Annotated in this window: 20 protein-coding genes; 1 reads left to right on the forward strand and 19 read right to left on the reverse strand. The window is 44.2% G+C overall.

The genetic code is table 11. The features are described from left to right. Positions 1 to 23 precede the first annotated feature (23 nt). The 19 genes from hisD to AS030_RS18975 form a co-directional block, all read right to left on the reverse strand. The gene (gene hisD, locus AS030_RS18885; protein WP_061974576.1) at positions 24 to 1,313 is read right to left on the reverse strand and encodes a histidinol dehydrogenase; all 1,290 of its coding nucleotides are present in this window, start codon (positions 1,311 to 1,313) and stop codon (positions 24 to 26) included. 45 nt (positions 1,314 to 1,358) lie between these two features. Further along, positions 1,359 to 2,120, reverse strand: coding sequence for an SDR family NAD(P)-dependent oxidoreductase (locus AS030_RS18890; RefSeq protein ID WP_061974578.1), 762 nt, complete (start codon positions 2,118 to 2,120; stop codon positions 1,359 to 1,361). After that, positions 2,117 to 3,073, reverse strand: a complete 957-nt coding sequence (locus AS030_RS18895; protein ID WP_074440611.1) for a 3-hydroxyacyl-CoA dehydrogenase family protein — start codon at positions 3,071 to 3,073, stop codon at positions 2,117 to 2,119. The genes AS030_RS18890 and AS030_RS18895 overlap by 4 nt, the downstream gene beginning before the upstream one ends. Before the next feature lie 124 nt (positions 3,074 to 3,197). Continuing rightward, on the reverse strand, positions 3,198 to 3,545 hold the full coding sequence (locus AS030_RS18900; protein ID WP_061974580.1) for a gas vesicle protein: 348 nt from the start codon (positions 3,543 to 3,545) through the stop codon (positions 3,198 to 3,200). A 23-nt stretch (positions 3,546 to 3,568) separates the two neighbouring features. Then, on the reverse strand, positions 3,569 to 3,832 hold the full coding sequence (locus AS030_RS18905; RefSeq protein WP_240482413.1) for a gas vesicle protein K: 264 nt from the start codon (positions 3,830 to 3,832) through the stop codon (positions 3,569 to 3,571). Then, positions 3,810 to 4,043 carry a gas vesicle protein gene (locus AS030_RS18910; RefSeq protein ID WP_061974584.1) on the reverse strand — a complete coding sequence of 78 codons (234 nt, stop codon included), beginning with the start codon at positions 4,041 to 4,043 and terminating at the stop codon, positions 3,810 to 3,812. Before AS030_RS18910 ends, AS030_RS18905 begins: the two co-directional genes overlap by 23 nt. Further along, complete coding sequence (locus AS030_RS18915) at positions 4,040 to 4,867, reverse strand: GvpL/GvpF family gas vesicle protein (protein ID WP_061974586.1); 828 nt, start codon at positions 4,865 to 4,867, stop codon at positions 4,040 to 4,042. The genes AS030_RS18910 and AS030_RS18915 overlap by 4 nt, the downstream gene beginning before the upstream one ends. 28 nt (positions 4,868 to 4,895) lie before the next feature. Further along, on the reverse strand, positions 4,896 to 5,126 hold the full coding sequence (locus AS030_RS18920) for a gas vesicle protein GvpG (protein WP_061974588.1): 231 nt from the start codon (positions 5,124 to 5,126) through the stop codon (positions 4,896 to 4,898). Then, complete coding sequence (locus AS030_RS18925; protein WP_061974590.1) at positions 5,123 to 5,881, reverse strand: GvpL/GvpF family gas vesicle protein; 759 nt, start codon at positions 5,879 to 5,881, stop codon at positions 5,123 to 5,125. The genes AS030_RS18920 and AS030_RS18925 overlap by 4 nt, the downstream gene beginning before the upstream one ends. Then, complete coding sequence (gene gvpN / locus AS030_RS18930; RefSeq protein ID WP_061974592.1) at positions 5,878 to 6,765, reverse strand: gas vesicle protein GvpN; 888 nt, start codon at positions 6,763 to 6,765, stop codon at positions 5,878 to 5,880. Before gvpN ends, AS030_RS18925 begins: the two co-directional genes overlap by 4 nt. 74 nt (positions 6,766 to 6,839) lie before the next feature. After that, positions 6,840 to 7,073: a gas vesicle protein GvpJ gene (gene gvpJ, locus AS030_RS18935; protein WP_061974594.1), complete on the reverse strand. Its 234-nt coding sequence runs from the start codon at positions 7,071 to 7,073 to the stop codon at positions 6,840 to 6,842. Between the two features lie 293 nt (positions 7,074 to 7,366). After that, positions 7,367 to 8,161: an ABC transporter permease subunit gene (locus AS030_RS18940; RefSeq protein ID WP_061974596.1), complete on the reverse strand. Its 795-nt coding sequence runs from the start codon at positions 8,159 to 8,161 to the stop codon at positions 7,367 to 7,369. Positions 8,162 to 8,185: 24 nt separating this feature from the next. Beyond that, positions 8,186 to 8,977 carry an ABC transporter permease subunit gene (locus AS030_RS18945; RefSeq protein WP_240482431.1) on the reverse strand — a complete coding sequence of 264 codons (792 nt, stop codon included), beginning with the start codon at positions 8,975 to 8,977 and terminating at the stop codon, positions 8,186 to 8,188. Further along, a complete protein-coding gene (locus tag AS030_RS18950) occupies positions 8,958 to 9,875 on the reverse strand; it encodes an ABC transporter ATP-binding protein (protein ID WP_061974600.1) in 918 nt (305 codons plus the stop codon). The genes AS030_RS18945 and AS030_RS18950 overlap by 20 nt, the downstream gene beginning before the upstream one ends. A gap of 15 nt (positions 9,876 to 9,890) precedes the next feature. Further along, entirely contained in the window at positions 9,891 to 10,511 is a 621-nt protein-coding gene (locus AS030_RS18955) for a TetR/AcrR family transcriptional regulator (RefSeq protein ID WP_061975046.1), read from the reverse strand. A gap of 189 nt (positions 10,512 to 10,700) precedes the next feature. Further along, complete coding sequence (locus AS030_RS23785) at positions 10,701 to 10,874, reverse strand: hypothetical protein (RefSeq protein WP_156412594.1); 174 nt, start codon at positions 10,872 to 10,874, stop codon at positions 10,701 to 10,703. 60 nt (positions 10,875 to 10,934) lie between these two features. Continuing rightward, positions 10,935 to 11,642 (reverse strand): CDP-diacylglycerol--serine O-phosphatidyltransferase, encoded by a 708-nt coding sequence (pssA, locus tag AS030_RS18965; RefSeq protein ID WP_061974604.1) that lies wholly within the window; start codon positions 11,640 to 11,642, stop codon positions 10,935 to 10,937. 102 nt (positions 11,643 to 11,744) lie between these two features. Then, the gene (locus tag AS030_RS18970; protein WP_061974606.1) at positions 11,745 to 12,164 is read right to left on the reverse strand and encodes a MarR family winged helix-turn-helix transcriptional regulator; all 420 of its coding nucleotides are present in this window, start codon (positions 12,162 to 12,164) and stop codon (positions 11,745 to 11,747) included. A 48-nt stretch (positions 12,165 to 12,212) separates the two neighbouring features. Next, positions 12,213 to 12,665, reverse strand: coding sequence for a MarR family winged helix-turn-helix transcriptional regulator (locus AS030_RS18975; RefSeq protein WP_061974608.1), 453 nt, complete (start codon positions 12,663 to 12,665; stop codon positions 12,213 to 12,215). 232 nt (positions 12,666 to 12,897) lie between these two features. On the opposite strand from AS030_RS18975, the gene AS030_RS18980 reads away from it, so the two are divergent. Beyond that, complete coding sequence (locus AS030_RS18980; RefSeq protein WP_061974611.1) at positions 12,898 to 13,536, forward strand: biotin/lipoyl-containing protein; 639 nt, start codon at positions 12,898 to 12,900, stop codon at positions 13,534 to 13,536. Positions 13,537 to 13,543: the final 7 nt, after the last annotated feature.

Here is a 13,543-nt window from a genome sequence, read left to right on the forward strand (position 1 = left end):
CGATCTAGACAGAAAAGATTATATCAGATTTTTGCCTTATCTTTGCCATAGCGTTTTACACGCAGATCTGCCTGCGCTTTGTGACCCATGAATCCTTCCAGCTCACAAAGGCGGGATGCGTATTCCCCGATCTCTGCACTCGCTTCAGGTGCCACCCGCTGATACGTGCATGTCTTGAGGAACTTCCCTACCCACAAGCCGCCGGTATAGCGCGCCGCCTTTTTGGTAGGCAATGTGTGGTTGGTGCCGATCACTTTGTCCCCGTAAGCCACATTTGTTTCTTTGCCAAGGAAGAGCGCCCCAAAGTTAATCATGTTCTCTAAAAAGTAGCTCGGGTCTTCTGTTAGCACTTCAACATGCTCGTACGCCAATTTATCCGCTTCAACAACCGCTTCTTCAACAGAGTCCACCACGATGACGGAACCATAATCATTCCAGGATACACTGGCAATATCGGCTGTTGGGAGAACTTGCAGCTGGCGTTCTACTTCCTCCAGTGTTTCTCTGGCCAATTTTTCAGACGTCGTAATCAAAGCGCTTGGAGATGTTGGTCCATGTTCAGCCTGTCCAAGCATATCGGTCGCGATCATTTCTGCATCCGCTGTTTCGTCCGCAATAACAAGTGTTTCTGTTGGTCCGGCGAACAAGTCGATACCCACTCTTCCGAACAGCTGGCGTTTCGCTTCAGCTACAAATGCGTTACCCGGTCCTACAATCATATCCACCGGTTCAATGGTTTCCGTACCGATCGCCATTGCAGCCATCGCTTGGATGCCACCCAGAAGATAGATTTCATCTGCTCCTGCCAAATGCATCGCTGCCACAGTTGCTGCAGGAATCTCTCCTTTAATTGGAGGTGTGCAGGCAATCACTCGTTTGACGCCTGCCACTTTTGCAGTAAGAACACTCATGTGAGAAGAAGCAACCATTGGATAACGTCCGCCTGGAATGTAGCATCCCACGCTGTTTACCGGAATGTTCTTGTGACCGAGCACAACGCCAGGGAGTGTTTCCACTTCAAGATCCTGAAGTGATTCCTTTTGTTTTCGGGCAAAATTCCGGATTTGTGCTTGTGCGAATTTAATATCCTCAATCACCTGGAAAGGCACACTGTTTACGATATCCTGAATTTCCTGTTCACTTAAGCGGAAGGATTCCGGTGACCACTTGTCAAACTTCTCGGAAAGCTCACGAACCGCCTTATCTCCATTTTCTTCCACATTTTTTATAACTGAGCTTACGGCGTCCCTTACTTTGGAATCCGCTTCTTGTACTTCCTGATTGGATTTTCCTTCTTTTAAAAAGTATGCCATGGTATTTTCTCTCCTTTTTCATTTTTGAATACGTATGCAAAAAAATTATATGGCTGTCCAGCCGCCATCCACTTTGATCGTTTCTCCTGTCACAAACTTTGAGACGTTTGATGAAAGATATAGTGCAGCGTTTGATATATCCGAAGGTTCCGCCAGTTCTCCAAGCGGAATCCGGCGAAGCACATCTGCCTTGAAGGCTTCATCCTTAAACATTTTTCCGGTCATCTCTGTTTCGATAAACGTTGGAGCAACCGCATTAACATTGATTTTATGCTGTGCCCATTCTACAGCCAGCGCTTTTGTCATCTGCACCATACCCCCCTTGCTCGCACAATAGGCTGCACGGTTGAAATACCCGACAAAAGCCATTTGGGAGGCAATGTTCACAATTTTTCCCGCTTTTTTGGGTACCATGATTTTTGCTGCCGCCTGACTGCAAAAGAATGCACCCTTAAGGTTAATATCCTGAATACGGTCCCAGTCCTCCTCGGTGACCTCAAGCGCCGGTTTGGCGATATTTATGCCAGCATTGTTGATCAGGATATCAATCGTTCCCAGTTCTGCAGCTGCATAATCAACCACCCGCTGGACTTCATCCACCGCACTTAAATCACCAGTAATATAGCCGCATTGAGTTTGATGCTGTTTCAATGCTTGTGTGGTTTCAGCCAAATCCCTTTCATTACGTCCCACGATTACGACGTTCGCTCCATGCTCGGCAAAAGCCAGCGCAATCTCCCTTCCAATCCCTTTTCCGCCTCCGGTCACAAGGACCGCTTTGCCTTCAAGATCCGGAAAGTATTTCATGATTTGCCTCCCATCACATGATCAGCCGCAAGATCTTCCTTCAAGTAACGGATCAGTTCTTTTTCACGTTTCAGTTGAATCTCCACTGAAAACGACTCATCCCACTTGTAAAAACCTTCCCCCGTTTTCTCGCCGAGCTTTTCCTTCTTCACCAGTTCCTTTAAAACAGGAAGCGATTCTTCGGCAGAAGACAAATCGCTGAACAAATAGTCGGAGATCGAAGAAAACACATCCAAACCACCAAGGTCTGCTGACTGCAGGGGACCGGTAACCGGGAGCCTGCGGCCAATACTGTAAGTGACTGCCGCATCTATATCTTCTTTGGATGCAGCACCCGTTTCCAGGAGATACTGCGCTTCGCGGAACAACGCATATTGGAGCCGATTGCCAATAAAGCCTGGCAATTCTTTTTTGACTTCAATCGGTTTCTTCTTCATCTGATGTAAAAGATCAAAGCTGCGTTTCACCGTGTCATCGTTTGTCCTCTCTCCTCGCACCACCTCAACAAGAGGAATCAAGTGAGCCGGATTCCAAAAATGAGTAACGACAACCCTCTCTGGCAGACGCACTTCTGAAGCAATTGAAGTTGGACTTAAGCCGGAAGTGTTGCTCGCAAGGATAACATGTTCACCACACAAACCATCCAGTCTGGTAAACAATGATTTTTTTAATTCAAGATTTTCCGGGACGGCTTCAATGACAAAGGTTGCACCTTTGACTGCCTCTTCGATAGAGATGGACATGGTAATGCGGCCTCTGATTTGCTGAGCTTCCGAACCACTGAACAAGCCATGGTCCTCCAAAACATCCAGCTTCCTCACAAGGCTTTTCCAGCCTGCCTCACAGTTTTGTTCATCGATTCCCTGCAGGGTCACATCCATTCCCGCCCATGCGGCATTTAATGCAATGGAATGCCCCATCGTACCACAGCCAAGTACCGTTAATCTTTCCACGTAATCACCAACTTTCTGAATAATCTTGTTTTTGAATACGTATGCAAAATTTATTTTAAAGGAATCAGCAAGAAATGTAAACGCTTTTACTTATAAAAAAAGAATAATGAACACCATGTGTCCATTATTCTTTCTCCTCTTTTTTATCTGATTCCGAACCTTCTGGTAATTCAGAATCTTTTTCCTTATCTTCTACCAATTGCTCCAGACGGTTGATCCGTTCCTCGAGCTGGGCTCTTTCCTCGGCAGCCATAAGCCCTTTGGAAGAATAATAAGGATCCTTTTCCCACCAGTCCATTCCAATCTCTTTTGCTTTATCAACAGAGGCAACCAGCAGGCGAATTTTAATGGTCAGCAGGTCAACATCGGCAAGCGATATTTTAATATCACCGGCAATGACCACTCCCTTGTCGAGTATCTTTTCCAATATTTCAAGCAGATTACTAGATTGTACAGGCTGTTGAACGGGCATGGCTTTTCTCTCCTGTCCTTATGTTATAGCAGCTTTCCAAGCGGTCCCAGCTCGATGTTAAGATCTTCATGCTCAAGTCCGAAAATCACTTTAAGCTCCAGCATTTTTTCTTCCAGCCTCATGAGCGTCAGACCAAGCTCCTCGAGTTGGTCATCCGACAGCGAATCGTTCTCCACTTTTCGCATGGCCTGCCTTTCCATCAGCTGGCGCAAAAGCTCTATTATAGTGAGCACCAGTTTGGCCAATCCCTGTTCTACATCCGATTTATCCAAAGATAAGCGTTCCACGATCCACCACCTCCTCGATGATTTTACGGCTGCTGTTTTCAAAGGCACTTTCTATGGAAGAAATAAGAAGCTTCAGATCGACGATGATCAAATCAATATCTGCAATCGAGATTAAAATTTCACCTCGGATGACCACTCCCGTGTCAATGATGCCATCAAGAAGATCCAGCAATGTCACTTCTTTATTTTCAAAAGGGGAAAATTGCTTCATTGCGCGTTATCCTTTTCCAGTTTGGAGAAATGATACGGCGGCCAGGGGCCGGTCACATGAAAAAGACAGCCTTTTTCCTTCATATCTTCCTCAATGCTTTCAATGGCTTTAAAAAATTTATCATCATCCTCTTTTTTTATCAGGACATCGCAATTTGCAACCATCTCTTCGGTTACATCCGTCATATCTCTTCCCCAGTTTTGCCGCAGAAGCTGTGCAGTCATCATGGGTTCCAGCCGGGTGATTGCTTGAAGCCAGAGTTCGTTTTTCTCCCGTTCTAATTCGGTCTCGACCAGCATGGCGAGCTTCTTTTTCATTAGAAATTGCTTCCCTTTGGGCATGGCCCCCATTTCCTGTTCCAACGATACCACGGATGGATTTTTATGCTGAACAAAATCTCTCAAGAGTTCAGGGCTGCAGAACATCTTGATGTTCCATTCCTCTTTCCCTCTCAAATAGTCTAGTTTTCGCATGATATCATCATGCTGGTTCGTAAGTAAGGTTTGCAGCTTGTTGTCCTGTTCAAAGATCGTGCAGAACGACATCGGCATTAGCGGGAACTGCAGTTGAAAGAAAGCAACGGTCTCATGATGATGAAAGGCATGCTTCTTCAGCCAATCGGCGTCCTTCACCTGCCGGTCGATCTGTTCCTGACAAAACACTTCCCCGTCAACTTCCGTCAGGACCGCAGCTAAATCATTGTACATGCTGATTTTTACAGGCCCGCCGCCGATTCCCTTTAATTCTGGCTTTTCCGTTTCACCTATATCTGTTGCTGCACAAATACCATACACATAGAGAAAGGTTGTTGCTGTTTGGGCCATGCCTTCTCCTCCTCACCCGGGCAGTGTTTTAATTCTGCTTTTCACGTTCTTTGGCGATCCTGTACCGATCCAGCAATTCCTGTTCCCTGGCCAAATAGGACTCTTCATCGATTTGCTCCATTTCAAACATCGTATGAAGCTGTATCAGCTCCTGCTGGAGATGCGGGATACTGTACAGCTCCTCATCCACTTCCTGCTGGATCTTCTCTCCCAGCTTGATAATGGAGCGAATGGGAAGAGTAAAGAGTTTATGAATCATGATGACCCCTCAATTCTCAGCCGTATATTTACAAAGTTATACGCCGGCCATGGACCTGTGTATTTAAAATCCACTTTATCTTTCCATACTTCATAAATTTCGTTAACTCTCTCGTCGAACTCCGCTTCACTGTTGCGATCAATTAAGAAGGCCGCATTCAAAAACACTTTTCCCGGAATCGTGTCATTCTGCTTCCCGGCAGCGGTGAGCCTTAAGAGCGGAAGGTAAATTTCCTTTTCCACCTGTTCCTGAAGCTGGAGGATAAACAGTTTTGCCCGTTCCCCCATCTGAATACGATCATAGAAAGCAGAAGGTGCCTCTAAATCCTGTGACGTATTCTTCCACTCAAGCAAAACTGGATCTTTTTTCATTTCATCGTCGATCCATTCCTTTTTCGGGATGACCTTTAAGCCGACTTCAATTTTATTCCCAAGATGGGAGAACAGTTCGGTAAAATCTTTTTTCAGGTGTTTGGTAATGAGAAGAACATCCTTCTCGGAATGAAACACATTACCAAAACTCATGGGAATCAGGCTGTACTGTTTCATGACTTCTGATATGACATTCTGATGGGTCAACAGGTTTTGACGGCCGGGAAGCACCTCCCCCTCCACCTTGCATACCACCATGGCGATCGTATCCAAATGGATGGTGTAGACTCCGGATTTTCTGCCATTAAACTCTGCCTGGCCAAATGACTTCTTTTCTTTTTCCGTTATCGCACAAAAAACATAAATTCCTTTTTCCGTGCTCACTTCGGTTCATCCTCTCTCTGCAATTCCTGCAGGATCAGTTCCTGCACCGTTTCTTCCTCTTCATCGGGGAAAAAAGGCTGAACATGATGGGTCAGTACATCGAGACAAAGCTGCTGATACAGATGGTTTTTTGGATGAATTTTAATAGACGCTTTTTCGGCTATGGAAGCAATCATGAAGGCTGCCCTCATACTGGGACTGCTGCCGTTGCCGTAGGCTCGCAGCCGGTTAACAAAATGAACAATCAATCCTGCTTCTTTTTCAGTAATACCTGTTTTCTTTCGGATAATAGCCATTTCTGTTTGTTCGTCACAAAGATCCAGACTGATGTTAATCAAGCGGTCAATCAATGCGTCCTGTGTATGAAACGTTCCTGCATATTCCTCCGGGTTGCTTGTGAATATCATGCAAAAGTCCGGATGGCATGGAATGGCGGTAACTTTTTCGTTTCCATAAACAGGGAGAACCCTCTCCTCCAGAAGAGATAAAAATATATTATTCGTTTCCGGGCGCGAACGTGTAAATTCATCGTAAATTACCACATGTCCCTTTTTAACCGCCTCAACCAGCTGCCCCTGCATCCACAAAGGTCTGACTTCCTGTTCCTTCTTATAAACAGAGTGGACATAGTTGTCGATTACTTCCTTTTTGCTTACACCCATATAGTGGCCGATCAGATCCTTGTTGCTGAGCTCGTGATGTCCCCTTATCACTGTTACCGGCCTGTCCAGCTGTTTGGCAATATAAAAGGCAAGACTGGTCTTGCCTACCCCTGATGGTCCGGTAAAATGAACAGGAAAACCTGTCCGTAAATACAAGAGGGATCTGGACACAAGCGGATGGTAAAAAGGGACAGCGAGAAATTCATCCTGTTGATTTGTCATTCCTCATCGCTTCCTTTCATTGATCGATTAAAAAAACCAAGGCGCAAAACAGCCTTGGCTTTTCCGAGTCTGTATTAAAGTGGTGCAGGCTCACTGTCTTCTTCCTTTGGTTGAAGAAGGCCTACTGCTTCAGCATACCGAAGCCAGGTATCGACACTCGCAATGACAATACGGGCATCAATCGTTAGCAGCTCGATTCCAACCAAGGAAACCCGGGCCCATAGATCAATAACCACACCTTTATCCAAAATACGGTCGATAACCTCTGCTAAGCTGGAAGAGTCTACACTTTTTTGAATGGCAGCCATGCAATCCCCTCCTTTCATCGGTCGAGAATCAAGGGGAATTTCTTTAGCTTATTCTGTATTTTTGCTTCTGGTGACGGCAAACCCCTTGCCACAGCAACCAGCTTCCTCCGTATAGTACGAAGTAAAATAGTATATGTTTGCTAGATTTAGGAGGATTGGACAAACGTTTACGAGATTGAAAGATTTTATAATAAAAGCGTTGTGCCAAGGTGAGAGCGGACAGTAAATTCGTTGTTTCGGAAAGACAGAAAAAAACAGCCTTTCAGCTGTTTTTTCACAAATATTATCTATTTTTATATCTTCAAATCTCTCTTTTGGTAAGCCATAAACGTCAGGATGAGAGTGCCCAGAATGATAACGGCGGACAGCCCGATATACACCCCTTCAAATCCTGTATTGCCCATAAGCTTTTTAGCTTCGAAATATTTAAAAGGCGTGAGGTAGCGAAGGGCATCCAGCTTGTCGTTCAGTTCAATCGCTACCGATAAAATATATGTGATGATAAGAAGGCCTGTGGCTATGGATACTGTCATTTTGGGACGGTGGCAGACGGCAGCCACTGCCATTCCCACTGACAGAAAAATCAGCTGCAGGATTAACATACCTATCATCAATCTTCCAATCCCACTTAAGTCTGCTGAAGGTTCGTAGTAATTCACCATCCCGACCGATAAACCGTATGTCACAAGATTAAAAAGGAAAAGCAGAATGAGAGAAGCCGCAAGCTTGGAAGCAACAATCCTCGTTCGGGATACCGGTTTGACCATTAGAAATTCAGACGTTTTATCCCGCTCTTCTTTTGCTATCATCGTGGAGCCAAGCAGTGCAGCATGAATGGCAGCCATAAGAACCAGATAGGAAAACAGCATTCCAAAATACCCTGTGATGGTGGTTAAATCCAGCGAGCTCAATCCAAAAATGGCCTGCAGCGATTTCGGCATCGCTCCAAAGATCTCGTTCACAGTTTGGCCTGTGCTTTTCATCGTGTCATACTTGCTCATTCCGGACACAACCATAAAAAGAAGGCCAACCACCCACCAGATCATGGATTTCCGACTATTCCTCAACTCTCTCCAAAAGATGTTCACCGTTTACACCTCTTTTAAATCCACCTACACCGTGTGGATGTCTTTTTTCACAAACAAAAGGCAGCCCGCTCCAACAGCCACAGCAATGAGGGCGGCTCCCATGTCCAGATACAGGGGTTCATATGCTGAGTGCTTCATTATATAGGACATATCAACATACTTGAACGGTGTGAAGTAGCGGGAGGCTTCATCACCGATCGCCGAGCCGAACATGCTGATGATAAAAAAAGCAAAAACCGTACCGAGCGATACCGGGAGCACCGAACGAATCTTTGTGAATAAGGCAGAGACAAAAAACCCAAGCGCCGCAAATATAAGCTGCACAAATAAATTAGCAGCTGATATGAGGAAAAAGGTTCTCACATCAAAGTCCTCTACTGCCACCGCCTTCGCCATCATATAAGATACGGCAACAAACACCAGGTTGGTGATCACCAGGATCGCAAGCACAGCAAATAGTTTGGAGATCATAATTCTCACCCGTGTCACCGGTTTGGTTAAAATGAATTCCGCCGTTTTCCCGCTCACTTCCTTTGACAGGATTCCAGTTCCCAGATTCATCGCCTGAATGGCACCACACAGCATGATATATAAGAAGAAATAGCAGTAAAATCCAAGCAATGAGGTGATGCTGTTGATCTGCACACCCAATGCCTTTAAAACACCCTCCGGATAATTTTGCAGCACCTTGATAAATTGATCGCCATCCTTTTCTATGGACGGATACATCGAGAAAAACAAAACCGTCACCGCCACAAGCGAAAAGGTCCAGATTATCATGGGGCGCCGGTTCTCTCTAAGTTCGTGCAGGAACATGTTCACCTTGAACATCCTCCTTTTCATAATAATGAAGAAAAATTTCTTCCAGGTCGGGTTCATCCACCCACAGGTTAGCAAGCTGTACTTCCGCAAGTCTCCTCATGATCAGATTGATATCCCCGCTGTATAAAAAGCTGATCCGGTTTCCCTCTTCACTTTCGACTTTCGTAACGCCATCCAGGGCAAACAGTCCGGCATCGACGGGCACTTTGGTTTCAATTCTGATTTTCTTGTGGTTTCTTTCCTGCAGGGTGCTGATTTTTTCGACCGTAATCAATTTTCCTTCCTTTATAATGGCGACGCGATCACACATCTTTTGCACTTCACTGAGAATGTGGGAGGAAAAGAGAATGGTGGCTCCTTTTTGGTTTTCTTCTTTTAATAGTTCAAAGAACGTCTGCTGCATTAATGGATCCAGCCCGCCCGTTGGTTCATCCAGAATAATGAGCTTCGGTTCGTGCAGCAATCCCTGGACAATCCCTACCTTCTTCCGATTTCCATAAGACAGGTCATCGATTCGTTTGTTCAGGTCCAGATCCATTCTCTCTGCCAATTCACGGATTCGCTTTTTACAGTCCTTTTTGTAAAAGCTGGCCGAGTAATGGAGAAGGTCCTTTACCTTCATCTTGTCGTAATAAAATACCTCCGACGGCAAATATCCAATATGCTTTTTAATTTCAGGCCCATACTTTACAACGTCCTTTCCGAAAATGGATGCACTGCCGCTCGTCGGGTAAATAATGGACAAAAGAGTTCGAAGCGTAGTGGACTTGCCTGCACCATTTGGGCCAATAAAACCAAAGATCTCCCCTTCCTTTACAGAAAAGGTAATGTCCTCGATTCCTCTTGACTGGCCGTATCGTTTGGTTAACTGATTCAGTTCAATCACGTTCATGGCAGCAGCCTCCCGTCATTTGTAAAATGCTTGTTTAAACATTTCAATATAAGCTTTCGATTCAGCAAACACCTTATCATAATCCAGTTCCTGCTGTTTCAATTTCGCTTTCATCAAATATTCTTCACTCAGCCCCTGGAACGTCCACATCATACTTTTTATGGCTTTCGGAAGATCCAGGTCATCCCGGAACCGAGAATGGTCAATCCCGTCAAACAGCCACGTCGAACTGCTTGCTGTGAACTCCTTAATCCTGCTTTGAAAGTCGCTTCGAATCTGCTCCGACTCCTCCAGCATCACCTTTTCAAAAAAGCGAAAAATATCGGGATACGTTTGAAGCAGTTCTATTTTGATCAGCGTCATGTCATGAAGCCTTTTAAAGAAGTCGGGCTCCTCCATAACCGTTTTTTTATAAAAATCCTCCATTACGACCTCCACACAGTGGTCAAACAAAAACAGGTAGAGCGTTTTCTTGTTTTTGAAATAATGGAACAGCAGTCCTTTCGATATGCCTGCCTCCTTCACAATTTCATTGGTCGATGCGTGGTCATAGCCTTTTTGTACATATGCTTTGATTGCCGCATTTAAAATTTTGATTTGTTTCTCGTCATCGAGACTGAAAAATTTAGAATTCAAGAGCAGCACTTCTTTCATTTTTTCATTTCATTGACCACTTTGGTCAACCTCAGTATATGCTGATTGACCACTTTGGTCAACAACGTCTTTTCGACATGATCTGCTCAAGAAAGAGAGGTCGTCTTCTGCAAGAGGACCCCACTGAAAAGTTGATTGGAGTGTAAGGTGCGAGATCCTCGAAAATGAACTTCACCTTTTCTTCGTGTGATGTATGTAAAGCTGGCGAAGCATTCCTTGTCCAGTGGGAAAAGCGGGACAGATGAGACCAAGGAGGCGCTTGCGCCGGTAAGGGAGGCGCTTGCGCCGATAACGCTCAGCCCCCGCCAAAGCGAACATCATGGAACGGAAATCGACGACTCTCATGAGCCACCTTTAAAAACGCAAAAACACCCATCCTTTTTTTAAGGATGGGTGTCTATCACATTATCTTCCACGCTTCCATCTCGGGAGTTTTGGTTCTTTTACCCGGATGAAGCGGATGATGATGAACAACATGTAAATGGCGAGGGCCAAATAGAAAAATACGGGAACTTTTTCAAACCTCGCTTTGGCCAAAAGGTAGAACATATAGAATAAGAACAGGGTAACAATAACACCGTTTTTGGGCAGCTTGATGTTTTTAAAGCTCGGTATCTTAAGGGTACTCACCATCAGAACAGCCAATCCGTAAAAGGCAAGAAGAAATACCCATAACGGAATGGTTTTTACGAACAGTACCAGGAATGTAACAATTGCACCTGCGAGGGTAATCGGAATGCCGGTAAACCGTTTCAGTGATTCCTCTGATGAGGTTACATTGAAACGTGCAAGCCGGTACGCTCCAAACACAGGAAATATGCCCGCCATGGCTACACCATAAATATAATGGAAGTCCGCCAAATACGTATGGGCCGCTAAAAACGCCGGAGCGACTCCGAAAGAAACCACGTCTGCAAGGGAATCCAATTCCTTCCCCATCTCATTGGTTACTCCGAGAATTCTGGCCACCCTGCCATCCACCGCATCAAGCATAATGGCAATAAAAATCAGGATGGTTGCGTTTTTGCTGTCGCCGTCAATAATATAGCCGATCGAAAAAAAGCCGCAATAAAGGTTTCCGAGCGTAAGCAAATTGGGTATATGCTTCTTCATGTAGCACGTCCTTTGTATGTAAACTATACCCTTCTATACTAATGCATTTCATGGAATTTACAATTCCTTTTCCTATAATATACGGCTAATTTCCTACTTCCATTACAATTTTATTTTATTTAATAAGGAAATAAACGTTTCCATTTCTTCCTCTGTCAATTCTTCAAATGCTTTTTCATAAAAACCCTGCAGAACTTCTTCCATTTTCTCCGCCATCCGTTTTCCTTCAGATGTGAGGGACAGATAGACGATTCTTCGGTCTTCACTGCTGTGGGTCCGTTTCACCAGCCCGCGGTTGATCAGTTTATCACTCGTAACAGAAATGTGGCTGTTGGTCACATGCAAATGATCCGCAATTTCAGAAACCATCTGATCACCAAAGCAGTTCAACACTTTCAGCACTGCATACTCATTATAAGGGATATAGTCTTTGAGCAGCGGATGAAAACAAGACCTGATCTTCTTGGTCCGATTCCGGTAACTTATCACTAAATCCTGTACGAGCTTTTCTCTGGTTTTCATATAAAAGATCTCCTTGCTTTTGAAGCAGAAAAGGGCTGAAGCCGAAGCTTACTTCACCTTCGCGCGGATGCCTGCTTCTATTTTTTTCAACAAACGAATGTATTCTTCCTGTTCTTCTCTTTCCAGCGTCGAGAGCATCTCCATCCAAAAATGGTCCCTTTTTCTCAAAATCGTTTCCATTAGTGCCTTTCCATCCTCGGAAAGAATAATCCACACCACACGCCTGTCCTTTTCATCACGTGTCCGCTGAATCAGCTTGTCATCCTCCAACTGGTTAAGAAGTGTGGTCGTGGCCCCGGAAGTCAGCCTCATTTTGTTCGATATATCAACAACCATGCACTTATGGTTCTCAAAGATCATTTTCAGTACGGAGTATTTAGTTGCGGTTAAGCTATATGAGAATTCCTTCATTTGGTCTTCGATAAATGCACGCCGCAATTGAAAGAAGGTATCATTGATCTTGTCCAGCTCATTAATCTTCTTTTGCATTTGTTCGTTCATACCCTTTCCCCCTTGCCTTCCTTTGTTCAATATAATGGTAAATAACACTCAAAAATTTAAAGTATATATTTATTGTGCCCATCATTTCTTTGTGGTAAAGTGTTTACTTAGACAATACCTTTATCATAAAGTATCTTTACTAAAAAGTAAAACTTTGAGGAAAAGGTATATCTCATAAATAGTTAATTGTACGATACAGTTAACAACATTAACCATTAAGGAGGAAAACTAAATGTCAAGAGGCCGATTGCTCATGACCAACATCGTCGCATTTGTTGTGGTACTTGCTTTAATTGCAGGAGGAGCGTACTACTATATTCAAAATAACAACTATGTGACAACCGATAACGCGAAAATATCAGGTGATCTTCATACGATCACAGCTCCTGCCGACGGAAAACTTTCCGCATTTAATCTTGAAGAAGGAAAAAAGGTTTCCAAGGATGATGAGCTAGGAAAAATTTCCGGAGCTGAAAAATCAATGTCCGTCAAAACTCCAGCTGATGGAACCATTATCAAAAAACAAGCCAACAACGACCAAATGGTTCAAGCTGGCCAAACACTTGCAAGCGAAGTAGATATGGACTCACTTTATGTGATTGCCAACATTAAAGAAGATGAACTAAAAGATATCGAGGAAGGCGACCAAGTAGACGTTACTGTAGATGGCGATGACGATACCACCATGGACGGAAGTGTTGAAAAAATTGGTTATGCAACAAACTCTCTATTTTCTTTAATGCCAAAATCCAATGATGACGGCAATTATACGAAAGTAACACAAACTGTACCGGTTAAAATTTCTATTACAAATTCTTCAAATAAAGTTTTACCAGGTATGAACGCTGAAGTTAAAATTTCCAAGAATTAATTTTTAA

The organism is Fictibacillus enclensis (assembly GCF_001457035.1).
Taxonomy (GTDB): Bacteria; Bacillota; Bacilli; order Bacillales; family Fictibacillaceae; genus Fictibacillus_C; species Fictibacillus_C enclensis.